This is a genomic window from Arthrobacter sp. P4_F10 (assembly GCF_056401435.1).
Genome location: NZ_JBFUJJ010000009.1, coordinates 25,907 through 47,405 on the forward strand (window position 1 = coordinate 25,907; position 21,499 = coordinate 47,405).

12 protein-coding genes are annotated in these 21,499 nt (G+C 69.4%); 8 read left to right on the forward strand and 4 right to left on the reverse strand.

Going from position 1 to position 21,499, the window contains the following annotated elements; all coding sequences use genetic code 11:
• Window positions 1–5: 5 nt before the first annotated feature.
• From AC1DR1_RS11665 to AC1DR1_RS11675, 3 genes are all read left to right on the forward strand, one after another.
• Window positions 6–3,833, forward strand: coding sequence for a PKD domain-containing protein (locus tag AC1DR1_RS11665; protein ID WP_476992622.1), 3,828 nt, complete (start codon window positions 6–8; stop codon window positions 3,831–3,833).
• An 80-nt stretch (window positions 3,834–3,913) separates the two neighbouring features.
• Window positions 3,914–6,532: a PKD domain-containing protein gene (locus AC1DR1_RS11670; RefSeq protein ID WP_476992623.1), complete on the forward strand. Its 2,619-nt coding sequence runs from the start codon at window positions 3,914–3,916 to the stop codon at window positions 6,530–6,532.
• 108 nt (window positions 6,533–6,640) lie between these two features.
• Window positions 6,641–8,377 carry a hypothetical protein gene (locus AC1DR1_RS11675; protein ID WP_229993199.1) on the forward strand — a complete coding sequence of 579 codons (1,737 nt, stop codon included), beginning with the start codon at window positions 6,641–6,643 and terminating at the stop codon, window positions 8,375–8,377.
• A gap of 58 nt (window positions 8,378–8,435) precedes the next feature.
• Here the strand turns inward: AC1DR1_RS11675 and AC1DR1_RS11680 are convergent, their stop codons facing one another.
• The 3 genes from AC1DR1_RS11680 to AC1DR1_RS11690 form a co-directional block, all read right to left on the reverse strand.
• Window positions 8,436–9,488, reverse strand: a complete 1,053-nt coding sequence (locus AC1DR1_RS11680) for a hypothetical protein (protein ID WP_229993200.1) — start codon at window positions 9,486–9,488, stop codon at window positions 8,436–8,438.
• Between the two features lie 414 nt (window positions 9,489–9,902).
• On the reverse strand, window positions 9,903–10,934 hold the full coding sequence (locus tag AC1DR1_RS11685; protein ID WP_229993201.1) for a glycosyltransferase family 2 protein: 1,032 nt from the start codon (window positions 10,932–10,934) through the stop codon (window positions 9,903–9,905).
• On the reverse strand, window positions 10,927–13,395 hold the full coding sequence (locus AC1DR1_RS11690) for an oligosaccharide flippase family protein (RefSeq protein ID WP_476992624.1): 2,469 nt from the start codon (window positions 13,393–13,395) through the stop codon (window positions 10,927–10,929). Before AC1DR1_RS11690 ends, AC1DR1_RS11685 begins: the two co-directional genes overlap by 8 nt.
• 470 nt (window positions 13,396–13,865) lie before the next feature.
• Between AC1DR1_RS11690 and AC1DR1_RS11695 the strand changes: the two genes are divergently transcribed.
• The 5 genes from AC1DR1_RS11695 to sufU all read left to right on the forward strand — a co-directional run bounded on the left by AC1DR1_RS11695 (window position 13,866) and on the right by sufU (window position 20,148).
• On the forward strand, window positions 13,866–15,296 hold the full coding sequence (locus AC1DR1_RS11695) for a tyrosine-protein kinase domain-containing protein (protein WP_229993204.1): 1,431 nt from the start codon (window positions 13,866–13,868) through the stop codon (window positions 15,294–15,296).
• Window positions 15,297–15,352: 56 nt separating this feature from the next.
• Window positions 15,353–16,729, forward strand: a complete 1,377-nt coding sequence (locus AC1DR1_RS11700; RefSeq protein WP_229993205.1) for a hypothetical protein — start codon at window positions 15,353–15,355, stop codon at window positions 16,727–16,729.
• Window positions 16,726–18,282 carry a glycerophosphodiester phosphodiesterase gene (locus tag AC1DR1_RS11705; RefSeq protein WP_364747273.1) on the forward strand — a complete coding sequence of 519 codons (1,557 nt, stop codon included), beginning with the start codon at window positions 16,726–16,728 and terminating at the stop codon, window positions 18,280–18,282. Before AC1DR1_RS11700 ends, AC1DR1_RS11705 begins: the two co-directional genes overlap by 4 nt.
• A gap of 91 nt (window positions 18,283–18,373) precedes the next feature.
• Window positions 18,374–19,681, forward strand: coding sequence for an aminotransferase class V-fold PLP-dependent enzyme (locus AC1DR1_RS11710; protein ID WP_229993207.1), 1,308 nt, complete (start codon window positions 18,374–18,376; stop codon window positions 19,679–19,681).
• A gap of 11 nt (window positions 19,682–19,692) precedes the next feature.
• The gene (gene sufU, locus AC1DR1_RS11715) at window positions 19,693–20,148 is read left to right on the forward strand and encodes a Fe-S cluster assembly sulfur transfer protein SufU (protein ID WP_229993208.1); all 456 of its coding nucleotides are present in this window, start codon (window positions 19,693–19,695) and stop codon (window positions 20,146–20,148) included.
• Window positions 20,149–20,158: 10 nt separating this feature from the next.
• Here sufU and AC1DR1_RS11720 read toward each other — a convergent pair whose 3' ends face one another.
• A complete protein-coding gene (locus tag AC1DR1_RS11720) occupies window positions 20,159–21,472 on the reverse strand; it encodes a UDP-glucose dehydrogenase family protein (protein ID WP_229993209.1) in 1,314 nt (437 codons plus the stop codon).
• Window positions 21,473–21,499: the final 27 nt, after the last annotated feature.

The following is a 21,499-nucleotide window of genomic DNA, read 5'->3' on the forward strand; positions in this document are numbered from 1 at the left end:
AGGCCATGACGATGCCGGAGTCACTGCAGGGACCCGCGCCAGGAAAGGCGCGGGGCCGCGGCCCGGCCCCGCGACGGTTGCTGGAAAAGGTCGTGGCAGCCGTGGCGGCTTCGGCGCTCGCGCTGTCGCTGGGGCTGGCGGCAGTGGCCCGGGCGGGGGCGGACAGCGTCCCGCCGGGGCCGGCCGATCCCGCCAACCCGGCCACGGTGACGGCGGATGCACTGCCGACAGCCCAGATCGACGGCGTCGTCTGGCAGCAGGTGGTGGTCGGCAACACCGTCTACGCGGCGGGGAGCTTCGGCAGCGCCCGGCCGGCGGGCTCACCGGCCGGGACCAACACCGTGGTCCGCCGCAATATCCTGGCCTACAACCTCAGCACCGGCGAACTGCTTCCCTTTGCCCCCGTGCTGAACGCCCAGGCTTTCAGCATCGCCGCATCGCCAGACGGTTCGCGGATCTACGTCGGCGGTGATTTCACCACTGTCAACGGTGCGAACGTCTGGCGGGTCGCCGCCCTGGATCCCGGAACGGGGGCGCTCATTCCCTCCTTCCTGCCCAAGGTCGCCGCAAGCGTCCGGGCGATCGTGCCGACCGCCGGCACCGTCTACCTTGGCGGTCTGTTCACCGCGGTGGGATCAGCCGCGCGCAGCCGGCTGGCGGCCGTCCAGGCCACCAACGGCGGCCTCACAGCCTGGGCGCCCTCGGCGGAAGGCGGCCGGGTCAACGCCCTGGCCCTGTCCCCTGACGGCACCCGCATGGTGGTCGGTGGCGCCTTCACCACCCTCAACGGCTCCGCCAATCCCGGCTACGGGCTCGCCGCCGTGGACACCCTCAACGGCGGGCTCCTGCCCTGGGCCGTCAACGGGCGGGTGCGGGACGCGGGAGTCAACTCCGCCATCACGAGCCTGAGCGGCGACGCCGACAACGTCTACGCGACCGGCTACGTCTTTGGCACGGGCGGCAACCTCGAAGGGACGGTCGCCGCCGGCTGGAACGGCGGCCAGATCACCTGGATGGAAGACTGCCACGGCGACACCTACGCCGTCTATCCGGCCGGCGACGTCATCTACAAGGTGGGCCACGCCCACTACTGCGGCAACGTCGGCGGCTATCCGCAGACCGAACCCTGGAGCTTCCAACGCGGCATCGCGTTCAGCAAGGCCGCCACAGGCACCATCATCCGGGACCCGCTCGGCTACCCCAACTGGGCCGGACAGCCCTCACCCTCGCTGCTCAACTGGTTCCCGGCCCTCGACACCGGCACCTATACCGGACAGAACCAAGGCGCCTGGGCCGTCACCGGCAACGCACAATACGTGGTCCTGGGCGGGGAATTCACCACCGTCAACGGAGTACGCCAGCAGGGCCTCGTCCGGTTCACCGTCCGGGACAAAGCACCGAACGCGCGCGGCCCGGTCCTCAGCGGGGCCCGCAGCAACCCAACCCTGAGCTCGCCCGCAGCCGGGACGGTGCGGGTGCGCTGGCAGGCCAACCATGACCCGGACAATGTCCGGCTCACCTACCGCGTGATCCGGGACGGCATCACCGCCGCCCCTGTCTACACCGTCACGCAGGACAGCACGTTCTGGAAGCGGCCCGGCATGAGCTACGTCGATTCCGGGCTGGTGCCGGGCCAGACTTACAGATACCGGATCTTCGCCACGGACGCGCTCGGTAACGAGTCCCGGTCCGACACCGTCTCGATCACGGCCGCGGCCTCGACGCCAGCCAGCGGCTACGCCGACGCCGTCCAGGCTGACCGCCCCGGGAACTTCTGGCGCTTCAATGACACCTCCGGACCCACCCTGGTGGATTCCGCCGGCGCCGAGGACCTCGCAGCCGCTGCCGGAACCGGGCTGCGGGGCGACGGCGCCGTCGTCGGCGAAACCGCCGGCGCCGGAACCTTTGACGGCACCGTCAACGGAGTCGCCGCGGACAACGCGTTCCAGCGCGCGCCGGACGTTTTCACCGCGGAAGCGTGGGTCCGCACGAGCAGCACAACGGGCGGGAAAATCATCGGATTCGGCAACGTTGCCAGCGGCACGTCACGGGTCACTGACCGCAATGTCTACATGGACGACGCCGGCCGGATCTACTTTGGCCTCTGGAACGGGGCAGTCCGGAGCATCAACAGCGGCACGGGGTTCAACGACGGCCAGTGGCACCAGATCACCGCCACCCTCAGCGGCGGCGGCATGTTCCTCTACATCGACGGCGCCCGGGCAGCCTTCCGCACCGACGTCACCTCGGGCCGGGTCTTTGACGGGTACTGGCGGATCGGATCGGACCTGGTGGGCACCTGGCCCAGCCAGCCGAGCAGCGGCAGCCTCAAAGGCGACATCGACGAAGTCGCGCTCTATCCCGCCGCCCTCGGCCTCCAGCAGGTCCAAAACCACTACCGCGCCTCCGGCCGCACGCTCACCGTCCCGGCCACGCCGCCCACGGCAGCCTTCACCTCCTCGATCACCTACCTGAGCCTCAGCGCCGACGCCTCCGGCTCCTCGGACCCGAACGGACCCATCGCTTCCTACACCTGGGCGTACGGCGACGGAAGCACCGGCACGGGCGTCACCACCCAGCACGCCTACGCGGCTGCCGGGTCCTACACCGTCCGACTCACCGTGACCGACGGCGACGGCAACTCCACGAGCACCACCCGGACCATCACGGCCACGGCCCCGCCGGGGAACCAACCGCCCGCGGCGGCGTTCACGTCCACCACCAGCCAGCTGACTGTGAGCGTGGATGCGTCGACGTCCGCGGACCCCGACGGCACCATCGGCTCCTACGCCTGGGACTTCGGCGACTCGGCCACAGGAACGGGGAAAACCACATCCCACAGCTACGCAAGCGGCGGAACCTACCCGGTCACCCTGACGGTCACGGACAACGACGGGGCGTCCAGCACAAACACCGTGCAGGTCTCGGTGCAGCCAAACCAGCCCCCGGCCGCGCAGTTCACGGCCAAGGTCACCAACCGCACCGCAGCCTTCGACGCCGCCGGGACATTAGATCCGGACGGCACGATCGCCTCCTACGACTGGGACTTCGGCGACGCCTCCACTGGATCCGGCGTCGCCCCATCGCACACCTACGCCGCGGCCGGCAGCTACGTCGTCGTCCTGACAGTGCTGGACAACGACGGGGCCACCGGCACCGCCACGACGACGGTCACGGTCACAGACCCGCCGCCCAACTCGGCCATCGCCGCCGACGCCTTCGGGCGGACCGCGGCCCCGGGCTGGGGCACGGCGGATACCGGAGGGGCCTGGACAGCCGCCGGCACGGCGGGCAACTACGCCGTGGCGTCGGGGGTTGGCTCCATGACGCTGGGCACGGCCGGAGCCCAGCGCCTGGCCTACCTGTCCGGAGTCTCGGTCCCGGCCGCGGACGTCCGGGTCAAGACCTCGACGGACAAGGTCGCCAACGGCGGCGGCATGTTCCTCGGCATCATCGGGCGGAAGGCGGGGGCAGACGAGTACCGGGCCAAGCTCAAGATCTCCTCCACCGGGAGTACGAGCCTGTACCTGACCAAGCTCGTGGGCGGCACGGAAACCACGCTGCAGTCCGTCACGGTGCCCGGCCTGACCGTGGCCGCAGGAGACCAGCTCCGGCTGCGGATGACCGTGACCGGTGCGGCACCCGCCGCCCTCCAGGCGAAGGTCTGGCGCGATGGCGCCACCGAACCGGCATCCTGGCTCGTCACAGCCGGCGACGCCTCGGCTACGCTCCAGGGCGCCGGGTCGGTCGGGCTGATGTCCTTCCTGTGGAGCACCGCGGGCAACGCGCCGGTGCAGGCGAGGTTTGACGAATTCGATGTGCGGCCTACCTGAGGGCGGGCCGTTGAAGACTTGACCGCGGGACGGGCCGGGCTGAGGAGGGGTACCCGTCTTCCAGATGAAGGGATCATTCCATGACGTGGCGAACAGAAGCCGGAACCGGAAGCACTGCGGAGCCCGCAACCACTGCGCGGGCCCGCTCCTCCACAAGCCAGGGCACCCGCCGCGCCGCTGCCGTGGCGGGTGCCCTGGCCGCTGCGCTGGCCCTGTTCATAGCCGCGGCGCTCGTGTGGGCACCCGACGGCGTCACCGATTCCGCTCCCCTTGACCCAAACGACCCCAAGACCCCGGTGACCGTCACGGCAGACAGCCTCCCCACCGCCCAGCACGACGGCGTGGCGTGGCAAACGGCCGTGATCGGCAACACCGTCTATGTGGTCGGCAAGTTCGGCAACGCCCGGCCCTTCGGCGCCGCCCCCGGGACGCAGTTGACCGCCCGGGCCAACATCCTGGCTTTCGACATCACCACAGGGCGGCTCATTACCGGCTTCGCGCCCGTCCTCAATGCCCAGGCGCTCGCCGTCGCGCCATCGCCGGACGGATCCCGGCTGTACATCGGCGGGGATTTCACGTCCGTCAACGGCGTGCAGCGCCTGCGGGTCGCCGCGCTGGACCCCGCGACCGGAGCGCTGATCGGTTCGTTTGCGCCGAGGATGAACGCCTCCGTCCGGGCCATCGCGACATCGGGCGGGACCGTGTGGATGGGAGGCACCTTCACGGGCGTCGGAACCACGTCCCGCTCCCGGCTCGCGGCCGTCAGCGCCGCGGACGGAGCGCTGTTGCCGTGGGCGCCGGTTGCCGCGAGCGGCCGGGTCAACGCCCTGGCCCTTTCTCCCGAGGGCGCACGGGTGGTGGTCGGCGGCGCGTTCACCACGCTGAACAACTCGTCCCGCCCGGGCTACGGGCTCGGCATGGTGGACGCGCTCAGCGGCGCCAACCTGCCCCTGCAGGCCAACGACGTGGTCCGCGACGCGGGAACCGACTCGGCGGTTTTGTCGCTGTCCACGGACGGCACGAGCTTCTACGGCACCGGCTACATTTTCGGCACGGGCGGCAACCTGGAGGGCGCCTTCGCGGCCAACTGGTCCGACGGCCGGATCAAATGGGTAGAGGACTGCCATGGCGATTCCTACGGTGCCTTCGCCACTGACACCGCGGTCTATGTCGCCGGGCACCCGCACTACTGCGGCAACCTGGGTGGATTCCCCGAGGTCACCCCGCGCGTCTGGCACCGGGCGGTCGCCTTCGGCAAGGCCGCCACGGGGACCCTCGTGCGGGATCCCCTCGGCTACCCCTCCTTCACCGGGCAGCCTGCGCCGGCGCTGTTGAACTGGTTCCCGGACATGGACAACGGAACTGCCAGCGGCCAAAGCCAGGGCCCCTGGGCCGTGACCGGCAACAACACCTATGTGGTGATGGTGGGGGAGTTCCGCAACGTCAACCAGCAGCCGCAACAGGGCCTGGCCCGGTTTGCGCGCAGGGATGCGGCGCCCAACCTGCAGGGCCCGCGCGTCACCGGGGCCGCGTTCGTGCCCACCTTGTCCAGCCCCGCCGCCGGGCGGGTCCGGGTGCAGTGGCAGGCCAATTGGGACCGCGACAATTCGTTCCTGGCCTACAGTGTCCTGCGCGACGGAAACCCCGTCCCGGTGCATACCGTCTCCGCGCAGTCCACGTTCTGGCAACGCCCGGCCCTGGAGTTCAACGACGCCGGACTGGCCGCCGGTGCGCACAGCTACAGGATCGCCGCCCGGGATCCGCTGGGAAACACCGTCACGGGAGACAGTCGCAGCATCACCATCGCAGGCTCCTCCGGCACCGCGCCGACGGCTGCCTTCACGGCCGGCACCACGGGGCTGACGGTGAACGTCGACGCCGCCGCGTCCTCGGATCCCGGCGGCACCATCGCGGGCTACTCGTGGGCCTTCGGCGACGGCGGCACCGGCACCGGCGTCACGGCGTCGCACAGCTACGCGTCCGGCGGTACCTACACCGTGACACTGACCGTGACGGACAACAGCGGCGCCACCGGTACGGTCAGCCACGACGTCACCGTCAGTTCCGGCGGGGTCCTGGCGCAGGACGCCTTTGGCCGGACGCTGGCGTCCGGCTGGGGAACGGCGGACACCGGCGGAGCGTGGTCGCTGAACGGCTCGGCGTCGTTCTTCTCGGTCGGCGGAGGGCAAGGAACCATGAACCTGGCCGCAGGCCGGGGCCCGTCAGCATTCCTGCCGTCGGTCTCCACTGCCGCCAGCAACTCGCTCGTGACGGTATCGCTGGACAAGATCGGCAACGGAGGGGGCTCCTACTTCGGAGTGATCGGACGGCGCGTGGGAACCGCCGAGTACCGCGGCAAGGTCAAGGTGGYGGCCAACGGAGCCACCACGCTCCAGCTGACCCGCCTCGCCGGCGGTGCGGAGACCGTCCTCGGGCAGTTCACGCCGGGAATCACGCTCGCGGCCGGCCAGCAGCTGCAGCTGAGGGTGGAAGTCTCGGGAGCCTCGCCCACCACGCTCCGGGCGAAGACCTGGCGGACGGGAGCGGCGGAGCCTGGACCGTGGAGCGTCACGGCCACCGACTCTACCGCCGGCCTGCAGGGCGGGGGAGGCGTGGGCCTCCTGTCTTACCTGTCTAGCTCCGCGACCAACGCGCCGGTGCTGGCACGGTTCGACAACCTCGATGTGCGGCCCATCTGACGGGGCGAATGGAAGGTAAGACCAGAAAGGCCGGGAACGGGCAGCCGCAACCGGGCAAGTCACTCAAGTAACTCAAGGATTGGCGATGCTGAGCGAAGGAGGATTCTGATGTCCTGGAAGCCTGGGGGCGCGCCCGCGCTTCATGCCCACGGAGAACCGCCCCGGAGCGGTCCCCGTTTCCGTCGATGGCGGCGCGGATGGCCGGCTGCGGTCCGGGTCTGGAGGGCGGGTGCCAGTGCTGCGCTGGCCACAGCCCTGGCCTTTACGGCCGCCCCGGGCGCAACCGCGGACTCCGCGCCCGCCGACCCGAGCCTGCCCTCGAGCCCTGTGACGGTGACGGCGGATTCGCTGCCGACGGTCCAGGTGGACGGGGTGGTGTGGCAGCAGACCGTCATCGCGGACACGGTGTACGCCGTGGGTAAGTTCAGTACTGCCCGCCCCGCCGGCGCCCCGGCCGGCACGCAGACGACGGCCCGGAAAAACATCCTGGCGTTCAGCCTGACCACGGGAAAGCTCATCACCAGCTTTACGGCGTCCCTCAATGCCCAGGCCCTGGCCGTGACGGCGTCCCCGGACCACAAACGGCTCTATGTGGGCGGCGACTTCACCCAGGTCAACGGCCACGCCGTGCGGAAGGTTGCGGCCCTCGACCCGGCGACCGGGGCCCTCATTCCCGGCTGGGCCCCGCCTATGTCGGGCTCCGTCCGCGCGATCGTGGCCACGCCGGCCACGGTCTACCTAGGCGGCTCGTTCACCGCGGTCGGATCCGCCGTGAGATCGAGGCTGGCGGCGGTCCGCGCTTCCGACGGCGGCCTGCTGGCGTGGAAGCCTGCGGCCGGCGGGGGACGGGTTAATGCCTTGGTCCTGGCTCCCGACCGCAGCAGGGTGGTTGTCGGCGGGGCCTTCACCACGCTCAACGGCAGCAGCGAGCCGGGCTTTGGCCTGGGCGCCGTGGACCCGGTCGGCGGTAAGAACCTGCCAACGCCGGCCAACGAAGTGGTGCGCAACGCCGGCACCTACGCGGCCATCACGTCACTCTCGAGCGACGGGACCAGCTGGTACGGGACGGCGTTCATCCTCATTGACAGCGGCGGCACCGGGAACCTCGAGGGATCCTTCGCCGCGAACTGGTCCAACCTCGCCATCAAGTGGATCGATGACTGCCGGGGCGACTCTTACAGCACCTTTGCCAGCAGCACCGCGGTGTACAAGGCGGGGCACTCCCATGACTGCGGGAAGATCGACGGTTTCCCAGAAACCGACCCCCGGTCCTGGCACCGGGCGCTCGCCTACAGCAAGGCGGCGACGGGGACCCTGACCCGGCCCAGTTCACGTCTTCCGAGCTTCACCGGCCAGCCCATGCCGACGCTGCTCGTGTGGTTCCCGGATATGGACACCGGGACGGCCACGGGCCAGAACCAGGGGCCGTGGACCGTTGCCGGAAATGATCAGTACGTGGTGATGGGCGGCGAATTCCTAAACGTCAACCTGCGCGGGCAGCAGGGGCTTGCACGCTTTGCCGTAACCAGCATCGCCCCGAACAAGGAGGGGCCGAGGTCCTCGGCCGCGTCCACAAACCCCGTGCTGGCATCGCCCTCATCCGGCACGATCAGCATCAGCTGGCAGGCCAACTGGGACCGTGACAACTCCAGGCTGAACTACAAGCTGTACCGGGACGGGAAGATCATCAGCACCCGCTGGGTCTCGTCCAGGTTCTGGTACCGTCCCACGATGCAGCACGTCGACTCCGTGCCGTCCGGAACCACCCATGAATACAAGATTGTGGCCAACGATTCGTTCGGCAACGCCAAGACGTCCGCCACCGTGAGCCTGAAAGCCAGATGACACACAAAACGGGCCGGATCTTATCCGGATCCGGCCCGTCAGGACCCGCTCATGGATCCTAGTAGTTGTAGCGGATGCCGCCGGTCTTGCCTTCCACCAGCAGGGCCTGGGTGTCGGCCCAGCGGTTGCTGGTGGTCAGGCCGGCCACGGTACTGGCGGCGCGGTTGATAACCCGGACGGGGTACTTCGAGCCGTTGCCGAAATCGAACTGGTTGCGGCCGAGCTTGTTGTTCGAGACCGTGACCGTGATGTTCGAGTACTTGCCGTTGTCGATATTGATGGACGATTGGCCGTCATCCACCCAGTTCTTGTCGACCACTACGTTGGCGAGCTTGGCAACGTTCTGCTGCAGCATGATGCCTATGCCCGCGTGGGTGCCGCGCGGGTTCGGCGCGCTGCCGGTGCCCGGCGTGGAGTTGGCCACGATGTTGTTGCCGACGATGCGGATGTTCTGGCCGCCCTGGACCTGGATGCCGTCATTGTGCGTGCCGTCGCTGTGGGCAGGGTCGTAGGACCAGTAGGTCAGCCCGTGGATGTAGTTGGCTTCGGCCGTGACGTTGGCAGTCACCGGGCCGCCCGGGCGGTTGAAAATGCCCAGGCCATCGTTGGAGCGCTGGATGTGGTTCCGCCGCGCGGTGTAGTCGTGGCCGACGATGCCGTCGCGGTAGTAGGACGGCCTGTCCGGGACGATCGTGCTGTCCTGGACCACCAGGTTGACCACGGCGGCGTTGTTGGCGTCGACGACGCCGGTGTTGGACCTCGGGATCGCCTTGCCGCCGTGCAGCCGGCTGTTCTTGATGACCACGTTCTTGGCCCGGACCTTGATGTCGCCATAGATGTCCAGCCCGTCCAGGACCGTGCCGTCCCTGGTGATGACGAGGTCCGCACCCGAGGTGTTGTACGGCTTCAGGGCCGTTCCGGCCGGAACACCGGTGGTGGACGCGCTCGGCTTGTAGGACCCAACCGTCAGCGCTGCGGGCGCCATTGCGGGCGCAGCCTGGACGGCCGGTGCCGCGGACAGGGCGAGGGCAGTGATTGTCACTGCCGCAGCGCCCGCGGCATACGTTGCGCGGACGTTCTTGCGCTGGACTTTCTTCGTGCCAATGGCCATAGTGTCAAACCTCTTTTGTCTTACTCTCCGGGCACGGGGAATCGCAAGGACATAGCGGAACTGGCGGGAGGCCCGCGCGGGGCCTGTCTGCCGGCGGCGTGGAGACCGCGCCGGTATGTTGCTTGGTGCATGGTCAGCGCAAGTTGTGTTCTTGAGGCCCAGGTGACTGAGACCTGGGCGAGGCGTGGGCGGACCCGTGGCCCTTGCGACTGACTTCCCGGGAGGCGTTCCCCGACCCCGGCTTCTGTGCAGACACGCTAGTCGAGGTGCCCGGCAGGTTGCAAATTGGTAACGACGGGGCGTGTCGAATATCAGCTTGATCGCGCCCGGGCGTGTCGCTTGTATTAGCTGCAAAATTCCCCTCGTATCCAACCTGCCGCGGCGACGCCTCAGAGACGGTGAACTGCAGCAAAACTATTCTCGGCGGTACTCGCTGTAAACATAGCCAAAGGCGCCGGATGCCATACCCAGGCCCCGGGCGGCGGCCCGCATTCCCTGCGCCTGTTGCCGCACTGAGCCGCTGATGAGTCCCGCTGCCAGGCGCGCCGACCCGCCGACGAACCGGACTGATCCGGATCCCAGGGAAGCGCCCCTGGCCCCCAGCCGGGCCGCCATGCCTGCGGCGAGTTCCAGGTCGACACGCGCCGCGGAGTTCCCGCTGCGAAGGGCGCGGCGCAAGACCCACCTGCGGGTGAGCCGCGAGGCCGGAACCCGGTCCACCACCACGGCCTCATCGCACCACAGCATGGATCCGCCGCGCTGGACGAGTTGCCGGGTGAACAGCGTGTCCGATCCTCCGCTGAGACCGAAGCGTTCATCAAACGCGAGCCGCAAGGCGCGGACCTGCCGCAGGTCCAGGAGCAGGTTATTCGTCGCCGCCACGTCCAGCCGGGTCCCGGTGGGGAGCCTGCGGCGGTGGAAGAACCTGCCGGCCTCGATCCAGGGCTCCGGCGCGTGTTCGTATTCGCTGATGACCGGACCCACGACGGCGGCGGCGCCGCTGGAGCGCTGCAGGCCCACCAGCTGCGCCAGCCACTGCTCCGAGGGCACTTCGTCGTCGTCGATGAAGACGAGCAGCGCGCTTGATGCCGCCTCGTGCAGGGCGCGGTTCCGCGCCGCCGCGATGCCGGGCTTCGGCTCGTGGACGTACCGGACCAGCCCCGGCCGGAGAGTGCCGGCGAGCCGTTCCACGGTGGGGCGGGCGCTCGCCTCGGGGTCGTTGTCGATCACGAGCACGGTGGCCTGCGGATTTTCGGGCCCGTCTGGGCCTCCCTGTCCCGGTGAGACCAGGACTGTACCGGCCTGGGCCGCCAGCCGCGGCAGCGCCAGGGCGATGTCATCGGGCCGGCGGTAGGTCAGCACCGCAACGACGAGGCCGTCCGCCGGGATTCTGACGGCGAGTTCGTCGCCCGAGGGGCGAACGCTGGGGTGTGTGATGTCAGTCATTCTGACCTCTTGTCGTTGTAGGGGCTTGCCGCGGGGCAGGCCGTCCAATGAATGCCCGCGCCTGTTCGAGATAGCCCGAGAGCATGCGCCGGTGGAAAACCCGCAGCGCGGCGAGGGTGAGGGCTGCAAAGAGCCCCAGCCCGCCGAACAGGTGCCACGGGCCGTGTGCGGTGGCCAGGGACAGCGCCCCGTATCCGGCCGCACCCCAGGCTGCGGCGTGGACAGCGGGGAAGATTGCCGCCAGCTGGGACATCGTCGTCACACCTGTCAGCCGGGACTGGATGCGCAGGAGCACGGGCGTGAGGATAAAGCCGGCAGCGCAGTATCCGACGGCGACGCCGAAGACGCCGAACTGGAGTCCGATCACGATACCGCCAACCTGCACAACGGCGGCCAGGATCTCGTACCTCACGATCAACCCGCTCTGCCCCAGACCCTTCATCAGGGAGGGCGTGACGTAGAAAACGGTTTCGCGTGCGCCCCCGATGGCGAGCACACTTACCAGCCCGGCCGCGGGCAGCCACTCGGGGCCCAGAACCAGGCCCACGAGCTCGGGGGCGGCGCATGCCACAAAGACCATCAGCGGAACAGCGGAGATCGCCAGCAGCCTCGTCGCGGAGACAAGGATTGCGGCCACTGTCTCCGGGCTGCCGGCCGCGCGGGAAAACGCGGGAAACATGACCCGGTTGACGGTCTGGCCAATCAACTGGACCGGGATGACGAGGATACGGTAGGCCATCCCGTAAAGGGAGAGTGCGGCGACGCCGAGCACCCGGCCCACGAGGATGTTGTCCAGGTTCCGGGAGAAGTAGGCCAGACAGTCGGTGGCAAAGACGCTGAAGCTGAATCGGAACAGCGGCGCGATGGTCCGGAAGGCAAAATTGGGGACGGGACCCCGGCTCGCTGCCAGCAACAACGCGCTGCAGACGACGTCAGTGGCGACCACCTGGTAGACCATGGACCACGGTCCGGCGCCGGCAAGCGCAGCGCCGATCCCGGCCGCGCTGCCCGCGGCTGCCGCCGCAATGTCCGCTGCGCCGACCCTGTGGAGGGCCAGGTTCCGGGACAGCATGGCCCGCGGTGTGATGGCCAGGGCTTTGACTGGGATCGCCAGAGCCAGCAGCCTAAGGATCGGCTCAAGCTCAGCCACGCCGAAGAACTGCGCAATCCAGGGAGCGGCGCACCAGGTCACCACCGCGAGTAGGGCCGCCACCAGGATGTTTAGCATGGCTGTGGCACCTGCCAGGCGGCGGGTCACGTCCGGCCGCTGGACGAGCGCCGCGGAGAGGCCCTGGTCCAACAGCAGCGCCACCAGGTTGATRTACACGGTGGCCGCCGCGATGACTCCATAGCTCTGCGGCCCCAGGAGGCGGGCCAGAACCACGGCGCAGAGCATTTGGAATCCCTGCCGGGCCAGCACTGCCCCGAAGCTCCACCGGACGCCTCGCGCCGTTTTGGCTGGTGCGGCCGGTACGGAGGCCGCACGGGGGGCAGGGCTGCCGTTCACAAAAGCCTGCCCGCAGCCTGCGCCAGATGCCCGGTCATGAGGGTCCCGTAGCGTTCCGGACTGTGCCTGCGGCCGGCTTCGGCGGCGTCGAGCCTTGCACTGGACTGGTAGTGGTGCCATTGGCCGGCGAGGCGGGCGAGGGCCGCGGGGGGCGCGGAACGTGACGTGGTCTTCGGCACCATGGGCCTGGACCTGGCTGCGGAGGCCGGCCTCGTAGTCCTCGTAGCCGGGGAAGACCGCCCCCACCACGGACAGGCTGGCCGGCACGCCGTCGCTGCGGAGCCGCAGCAGCGCGTCGATGGCCACATCCACGCCCTTGCGGTGGGACAGCCGTCCGACGTACAGGATCCGGAGCCCGCCTTGGAGGTCCGGCCGTGGCGGTACCGGCGCGTCCGGCCCGGGGACGCCGTTGTAGAGCACTCTCGGGCGGCCATGGAGCGCCGGCAGCGCGGAGGCCAGTGTGTCGGAGCTGAACTGGCTGTTCGTCAGGATCCCGCTTGAGAGCAGCAGCGGCAGGGCCAGGGCCGCGCGGAGAGCCCGGGGGGCGTTGGCCTCCGCCTCATGGACGTGGGTGACCACCGGGACCCCCGTCAGCCGTCCCGCGGCCGTCCACAGTGGGACAGTGATGGTGTTTGCCAGAATGACGTCCGGGCGCGCGCCCCGGATCACACCTATGCTGCGGAGCAGCCCGTATACAGACGCGGCCGCGAGTTTCGCCAGTCCAGGTGCCGTCAGCAGGCTCTTGCGCAGCACCGGCGTCGGCGACAGAATGACCGCGGCGCCCCGGCGCTTGAGTTCTGCCACGAGCGGCCCCGGCGACGGCAAGGCCACCAGGACGCGCGCGCCGCTGCGGTGCAACCCGTCAATGGTTTCCAGCAGCACCCGGTCGGAGCCGTAGAGGTCCGCGCTGGGGTGCGCCACTAGTACCGAGAATTGCTCCCCGTTAGTCTTCATCGTGCCCCCTCGATCCGGTACCGCGGCGGAAGGCAACCCTGAACAAAGGACCGGGGCCGCTGCTGACGCAGGAACACCGGTCCGGCCACCGGGGCCTGGCCCCGGGGCCCGTTGCTGGGACCCCGCCACTGAGACCTGTTGCTGAGACCTGCCGTCAGGACCTGAGTCCAAGTCCTGTTTCCAAGGACTTGACGCCCAAACTGTTGCTGGACCTGACGGTCCGTCCTGATTAGGGAAAGACTACGGCCGGTGCCGGAATTTGGCTAGGATTCAGGCCCTAAGCCAGGTCGGTCCGCCGGCATAGCAACCTTCGTTGCGCCACCGGGAGGCCTGAGCGCCGGGACCGGCCGCAAAGACACAGAACCAAAAAGCTTCCGCACGGCGCGGTCGCAGTCAATAATGGGGCGTCAAGGGACCATGAAGGACCGTGCCGCTGCAGGCACGGCGTGGTGGCCGCATGGGGGGTTCGCTTGGAACTGTCTGAGTACGGACGCGCAATTGCGCGGAGCTGGCTGATAGTGCTCGTGTGCCTGCTGGCGGGCGTCGGAGTCGCCTGGGGCGTGACATCGACGGCAACGCCGGTGTATCAAAGCGCCGTCAAGTTCTACGTCGTGTCGCCGCCGGCAACGGGACAGTCGTCCCTGCAGTCCCTCGAACTGTCGCGGGGACGCATCGCCTCCTACGCGAGCCTGGTCAAGAGCGACAAGTTTGTGGAAAAGCTCGTCAGCAGCAGTTCCACCGGCCTGTCGGCAGCGGACATCGCGCAGAGCGTCAGCGCCTCGGCGGACCAGGACACCATGATGTTGACGGTCGTCGTGAGCATGCCGGACCAGGCCAAAGCTCTCGGGATCGCCCGCGAGATCGTCTCCGGCCTCAACACGGCCCTGGCTGACGTTGAAGCCGGCCGGACCCAGAGCGGCGGCGGGCAGACCGTCCTGAACGTGGTGGCGGGACCCACGGACGACACGGATCCGGTGTCCCCCCGACTTTCGTTGAACCTTGGTCTGGGCGCGCTGCTTGGCCTCGGCGCCGGCATCGCCATCGCGGTCGCCCGCCGGATGGCGGACCACACGCTCCGGACCCCCGAAGATGTCGAAGCCGCGTCCGGGCTGCCGCTGCTGGCCCGCGTCCCGGTCAGCGCAGACGCACGCAAGTTCTCCGGCATCCTGGATCGCCGCGCGGCCTCGCTGCTCGATGAGGCGGCACGCCGGCTCCGCACCAACGTGGACCATCTGCCCGCACTGCCGGCCTCCGGCGTCGTGCTCATTTCCTCGGCGCGGGCAGGGGAGGGCAAGACCACCGTGGCACTCATGCTGGCCCGGGCCTGGGCCGACGCGGGGGAGAAAGTCCTGCTGGTGGAAACGGACCTCCGGCGCCCGAGGCTGGCGTCGGAACTCAAATTTGGCAACACAATGGGCCTGACCGACGTCCTCGCCGGCCGGGCCGGACTGAACGGTGTCATCCAAAAAACGGCGAGCGACCGGCTGCACATTGTGGCTGCCGGCTCTGTTCCCGAGAACCCCACAGAACTTCTGGCAAGCCGGGCCATGACGGCCGCGCTCGGCGAGATGCGGGGCAGCTACAGCCGCGTCATCCTCGACGCGCCAGCCATGCAGCCGTTCAGCGACGCGGCCTTGCTGGCCGTGCAAGCGGACTTCACAGTGCTGGTGGTCCGGTACCGGAGCGTGACGCGCGAACTGCTGGGCGCGTCCTTGCGGAACCTGGATCTGGTCAAGGTCACAGTGGCGGGCGCTGTGCTGAACGCCCTTCCGCTCCGACTGTCCGAAGGGCGCAAGCAGCCCCGGGCATGGCTCCGCAGGCCGATCCGACGAGCCAAGGTGACGCCCCCGGCGGTGCCCGCGGAACCGGCACCGGTCAAGCACTCTGCCGGCCGGAGGTGAGGGTGGACGGCGTCGCTGTTCCGGGCCGGATCGTGACGTCCGGCCGGGTGGCCTAAATGCAGCTGGCGGCCTGGATCGGAGTGTCCCTCGCGGCGGCTTTCCTCTGCCGCAAACACGCCAGGGTGCCACTGGCTGCGGTGCTGGGGCTGTGGCTGCTGGTGCCGGCGATCGGGGCCGCGACGCTCACCGGAGTGTCCTCCGGCCCCGTGTCCGTCCATCCCGCGACCTGGCTGGTGCTTTGCATCTTCCTGGTCCGGCTCTTTCACGATCCGGCCAGCGTCAGGATTGTCCTGGGCCGTCACTTCCTGCTGTTCCTGGTCCTTGGCCTGGTCATCGTGGCGGCGTACCTGGCCACATCGACGTCCGGCAATGGCGGTGGAATGGTGCTGCTGGTGGACCAGATTGTGGTGCCGGTGCTGTTCTTCCTGCTGCTGCTCGCCGAAGCCGTTCGCGGCGGCGGACTCGTGGTGCTGCTGCGCACCGTGCTCCTGGGCCTCGTTGCCCTCGCGTGTGCCGTGGCTGTCGCGCAGTGGCTGAGCGGCAATGTCCTGTTCTATGAGGCAGGATTCGAGACCCAGTACTGGTTCGCCAGGAACTCCGGGCGCTGGATGGGGACGTTGGACCAGCCGCTCGCCCTGTCCCTCGTTGTCAGTGTTGCGGCGCCACTGGTGGCAGGCCTGTCACGTCAGTGGCTGCAGGCCGGGCTGCTGGGACTCATGGCCGTGGCGGTGCTGATTTCGCAGTCCCGCGTGGGACTCGTGGCCCTGGCCGTGGCAACCGTGGTGGTGGTGCTTTTTGTCCGGCGGCCTGTCTGGGTCAAGACGGCCATGCTCCTGGTGATGACGGGAGTGGGCGCCGCCATCATGCAATCCCCGCTGGTGGCCGGCGTGGCGGCGCGGGTTGCCAACGACACCGGGTCCAGTGAGGCGCGCAGCATCGCCCTCGAGTACTTCCTCAGCCGCTGGAACGACTACGCCGTGGCCGGCCAGGGGATCGGCTCCAGCTACCGGGTGGCGGTCCAGGCCGGGCTGCAAACGAGCTTCGAGAATCCGATCCTGATGTACGGCATCGACTTCGGCCTCCTGTTCGCCGTGCTCTACTTCGGTGCCATGGCAGTCTTGGTGCTCCGCGGCATGAGGACCGGCTACCCTGGCCTGGCGCTGGCCGGGATCATGGCGCTGGTCATTCCACAGACATACAGCTCCCTGGCCACGCGTTCCGCCGGCGGCATCGTCGTCTGGACGGTGCTGGCCATGGTGGTCATCGCAACCGACGAGGCCCGCCGTGCGGCGTCGCCGCCTGTCCCCGCCACAGCCCCCGCGCGCGCCCGGGCCGGAACCACTGGTCAAGCCCCGGCCGAAACCCCGGCCCAAGCCTCCGTGAAGAATTCGGCCCTCACCCCCGCGAATCTGCCGGGCGCAGGATCGCCGTGATCGCGCGGCGGCAGTTCCTGGGCCTCGCCGCAGCAGGGGCGGTGCTGGGCGTGGCAGGCTGCTCTTCGTGCCCCGGAAACTCCGCGGCGCCGGGGGCCACGGCCCGGCCGCGGCCCCCGATCGTCCCGGCGGCATCCGCGGCCAAGGAATTCGTCACGGCGGGTGCGGTCGCGGCGCCGGGGGACAAAGGGCCTTTCACGGTCGCGGACCTGCTCGAGGCGCCGTCGTTCTTCGTCGCGCACCGGGGCTCCGGGGACAACTGGCCAGAGCACACGATGCGCGCCTACAAGGGGGCGGCGGCAGCGGGGCTGAAGGCGATCGAGGTGTCCGTTTCCGCCACCGAAGACGGCGTGCTGGTCTGCCACCACGATCTGAACACGCAGCGGCTGACCGGCATTGACCTGACCATCGCCCGGGCGCCCTACGCCGCGCTGGAGCCGCTGCGCAATGACGCCCGGGCCTGGCTCGGCCCGGCCACGCCGCTGGAGCCCATCCCGCTCCTCACCGACGTCCTGGACGCGTTCGCCGCCAGCCACGTGATCTTCCTTGAGGACAAGCCCGGGACCAACGCCGACGAAATCCTGGCCCTGCTGGAGAACTATCCCGGGGCCCGGGAGCATGTGGTGTGGAAGCAGCCGGCCGCGTCGCGGGGGCATGAGCTCGCGGCGGCCAGGGGTTACACCACCTTCGGCTACCTCACGGCGCGGGAGCAGGACAAGGTGGCCGGGCTCATCCCGCGGGCGGACCTGCTCGGCATCCACCACAACGCGCCGGAGGCGATGATCCGCCAGATGGTCGCCTCCGGCAAGCCGGTGCTCGCTTGGGAGCTGCACCGTCGCAGCGAGCACGCCCGCCTGCAGGACCTGGGTGTGCGGGGCTTCATTTGCTCCAACATCCGCTATGTCCTGCACCAGGAGGAACCGCTCCGGGAAGACGGCTTCTCCGCCGGCCGCCGGGGAACCGGCGATCTGCCGTGGGCTGCCGACGCCGTTTGGGATGGGCAGCCGGCGTTTGCCGACGGGGCCCTCAGCATCTCCAGCCCGGACAAGTCCGGCTACGTCCTGGGCTCCCTGGCGGGGGCGGTTGATTCCCCGGACTGGGAAATCGAGTTCGAGCTGCGCTGGCCGTCCGGACTCCCTGGGGCAGGCCCGGGCGCGGGGGTGGCCTTTGGCCAGGACTCCGACGCGCCCTACCGTCCGGGGTCCGCCCTGAAAGTTCCCGGCTATGTCCTGGACGTCGCCGGGGACGGCACGCTGGCGCTCTACCGGCACGACGCCGGCACCGCGGCCCCGGTCCGGCTCGCGGAGTCCGGCAGCCCGGCGCCCCGGCCCGGGGAGTGGATGAAGTTCGTGGTGACGCTGGGGCCGTGGCACATCAGCGTCCGCCGGGACGGGGGCGGCACCTCCGGCGCTAACGTCTCCGCCGAAGACACCCGCTACGGCGGGGCATGGCTGACCCTGCGGAAGAATTACGACGCCGGACCTCCCGTCGAGTTCCGCGGTGTGCGGGTCCGCGCGGTGGCCGCGCAGGAGGGCTGCGGGAACGTGGGATAATTAGGTTTAATCTGTGTGACGTATTTCGTGCCGCCGGCTGCCCGGCCGGCAGGGGTACGCCGCAGCGAACGCCGATCCAGGAGTCTCCGCCATGGTTGCCACCCCAGCCCACCTCCGCCGCTCTGCCGCTGTGCTCGGAAACGAGGAGGTTCTGAGGATCCGCAACGACTTCCCGATCCTGCAGCAGCACGTCAATGGCCGGCCCCTCGTCTACCTGGACTCCGGGGCCACCTCGCAGAACCCGCTCAGCGTGCTCGAGGCGGAGCAGGAATTCTACGAGCAGCGGAACTCCGCGGTCCATCGCGGGGCCCACCACCTCGCCGTCGAGGCCACCGAGGCCTTCGAAAACGCCCGGGAAACAGTGGCGGACTTTGTCGGCGCGGAGTGGGATGAACTCATCTGGACCTCCAACGCCACGGAGGGCCTGAACCTGCTCACGTACTCCTTCCTCAACGCGTCCCTGCCCGGCGCCGGACCCGAAGCGGCCCGGTTCGCCCTGGCCCCGGGCGACGAAATCGTGGTCACGGAGATGGAACACCACGCCAACCTGATCCCCTGGCAGGAGCTGGCGGCCCGGACCGGCGCTGTCGTGAAGTTCATCCCGATCGACGATGCCGGCGCCCTGGACCTGGCGGCCGCCGCCGGCCTCGTCGGCCCCCGCACCCGCGTCCTGGCGTTCACCCACGCGTCCAACGTCCTGGGCACCATCAACCCGGTGGCCGCCCTGGTTGCCCTGGCCCGGTCCGCGGGGGCCCTCGTGGTGCTCGATGCCTGCCAGTCCGCGCCGCACCTGCCCCTGGATGTCAAGGCCCTCGACGTCGACTTCGCGGTGTTCTCCGGCCACAAGATGCTCGCCCCCACCGGTATCGGCGCCCTCTATGGCCGCTCGGAGCTGCTGAACGCGATGCCGCCGTTCCTGACCGGCGGCTCCATGATCACCACCGTCACGATGGAACGGGCGGGTTTCCTGCCGAGCCCGCAACGCTTCGAGGCCGGCACCCAGCGCATTTCGCAGGCGGTGGCGCTCGCCGCGGCGGTAAACTACCTCAGCGAAATCGGGATGGACCGCATCCACGCCTGGGAAGCCGAACTCGGCCAGCGCCTGGTGCAGGGCCTGGGATCCATCCCCGGAATCCGGGTGTTGGGTCCCGCGGCGGGGCAGGAACGGATTGGCCTGGCGGCGTTCGACGTCGCGGGCGTCCACGCACACGACGTCGGCCAGTTCCTGGACAGCCGGGGCATCGCCGTGCGGGTCGGTCACCACTGCGCCCAGCCACTGCACCGCAGGCTGGGACTGACGGCGACGACGCGCGCCAGCACGTACCTCTACAACACCACGGACGATGTGGACGCGTTCCTGAACGCGGTCGCCGATGTCCGTGCCTACTTCCAAGCCTAGGACGGACATCCATGAGTCTTGACCAGCTCTACCAGCAGATCATCCTGGAACACGCCAAGGCCCGGCACGGCAGTGGCCTCGCCGCCGCGGACGCACCCAATGGCGCGAGCAGCGGCCAGTCCCACCAGCTGAACCCGACCTGCGGCGACGAAATCACGGTCCGGGTGTCCGTGGCCGGCGGGAAGGTCAGCGAGCTGCGCTGGGACGGCGACGGCTGCTCAATCTCGATGGCCTCGGCGTCCGTCCTGACGGACCTCGCCGAGGGCATGACGGTCGGGGAGCTCCGCACCGTCATTGACAGCTTCCGCGAAGTGCTGCGTTCGCGCGGCAAGGTGCCGGCCGATCCGGAGGTGCTGGGTGACGCCGCCGCGTTTGAGGGCGTGTCCCGTTATGCCGCCCGGGTCAAGTGCGCCATGCTCTCATGGGTCGCCGCGGAAGACGCCCTGGGCCAGGCGCTGGCAGCCTGAGCCCACCTCGTCACGGCCGGCCCAGGCCCTTGTAGATCCAACCGGCGGCCCGCCACTTCGCCGGATTCAGGACGTTGCGGCCGTCCAGGATGCGGGGCGCGGACACGAGCGCCTTGGCCGCGTGCGGATCAAGCTCCCGGTAGGCCTGCCACTCGGTCAGCAGCAGCACGGCGTCGGCCCTGTGCAGCGCCGTGTCCAGATCCGGCTCGAGCGGCAGCTCCGGGAAGCGCTTGGCGGCGTTGGCCAGCGCCTGGGGGTCCGTGACCGTCACCACGGCGCCCTGCAGCTGCAGCTGCGCGGCGGCGCTGAGCGCGGGAGAGTCCCGGACGTCGTCGCTCTCGGGCTTGAAAGCCGCCCCCAGCACGGCGATCCGCTGGCCCAGCAGGGACCCGCCACACAGTTCGCGCGTCAGTTCCACCACCCGGGTCCGGCGCCGCATGTTGATGGCATCCACTTCCCGCAGGAACGTCAGCGCCTGGTCCGCCCCCAGCTCACCGGCGCGGGCCATGAACGCCCGGATGTCCTTGGGCAGGCAGCCGCCGCCGAATCCGATGCCCGCGTTCAGGAACTTCCGTCCGATCCGCTCATCGAGCCCGATCGCATCAGCCAGCCGGGTGACGTCGGCCCCGGTGGCTTCGCAGACCTCGGCCATGGCGTTGATAAAGGATATTTTGGTCGCGAGGAACGAGTTGGCGGCCGCCTTGACCAGTTCCGCCGTGGCGTAGTCGAGCACGAGCCGGGGTGTCCCGCCGGCGAGCGGCGTCGCATAGACCTGGTCCAGGACGGCCACCGCGGGATGTTCTTCGTTGCCGTCCGGTGTCCCGTAGACGAACCGGTCGGGGTTCAGGGTGTCCGCCACCGCGTGGCCTTCGCGCAGGAATTCAGGATTCCACACCAGCGTGGCGCCGGGTTCCGTCTCCGCCAGCACGTCGGCCAGCCGAGCGGCGGTTCCCACGGGCACCGTGGATTTCCCGGCGACGACGTCGCCGGGGGAGAGCTGGGCCGCGAGGGACGCGACGGCGGCATCCACGTAACGCAGGTCCGCGCCGTTTTCGCCGCGCTTTTGTGGCGTTCCGACGCAGATGAAGTGGACCTCGGCGCCGCGGGCGGCCGCCATGTCGGTGGTGAACCGCAGCCGGCCCGAGTGGGCCAGCTCCGCGAGGAGGTCATCCAGCGCCGGTTCGTAGAACGGGGCCGTGCCAAGGGACAGCTGCGCCACCTTGTGCCCGTCCAGGTCGATGCCGACAACGTCGTGCCCCAGGCTGGCCATGGCTGCCGCATGGACCGCGCCGAGATAACCGCAACCGATAACCGAGATCCGCATAGCTGCCGTGTCCTCTCGCCGTGGATA

Coding starts and splice junctions, on each gene's coding strand:
- AC1DR1_RS11665 (WP_476992622.1), top strand. CDS start 6: ATGACGATGCCGGAGTCACTGCAGGGACCCGCGCCAGGAAAGGCGCGG.
- AC1DR1_RS11720 (WP_229993209.1), bottom strand. CDS start 21,472: ATGCGGATCTCGGTTATCGGTTGCGGTTATCTCGGCGCGGTCCATGCG.
- AC1DR1_RS11700 (WP_229993205.1), top strand. CDS start 15,353: ATGCAGCTGGCGGCCTGGATCGGAGTGTCCCTCGCGGCGGCTTTCCTC.
- AC1DR1_RS11675 (WP_229993199.1), top strand. CDS start 6,641: ATGTCCTGGAAGCCTGGGGGCGCGCCCGCGCTTCATGCCCACGGAGAA.
- sufU (WP_229993208.1), top strand. CDS start 19,693: ATGAGTCTTGACCAGCTCTACCAGCAGATCATCCTGGAACACGCCAAG.
- AC1DR1_RS11710 (WP_229993207.1), top strand. CDS start 18,374: ATGGTTGCCACCCCAGCCCACCTCCGCCGCTCTGCCGCTGTGCTCGGA.
- AC1DR1_RS11680 (WP_229993200.1), bottom strand. CDS start 9,488: ATGGCCATTGGCACGAAGAAAGTCCAGCGCAAGAACGTCCGCGCAACG.
- AC1DR1_RS11685 (WP_229993201.1), bottom strand. CDS start 10,934: ATGACTGACATCACACACCCCAGCGTTCGCCCCTCGGGCGACGAACTC.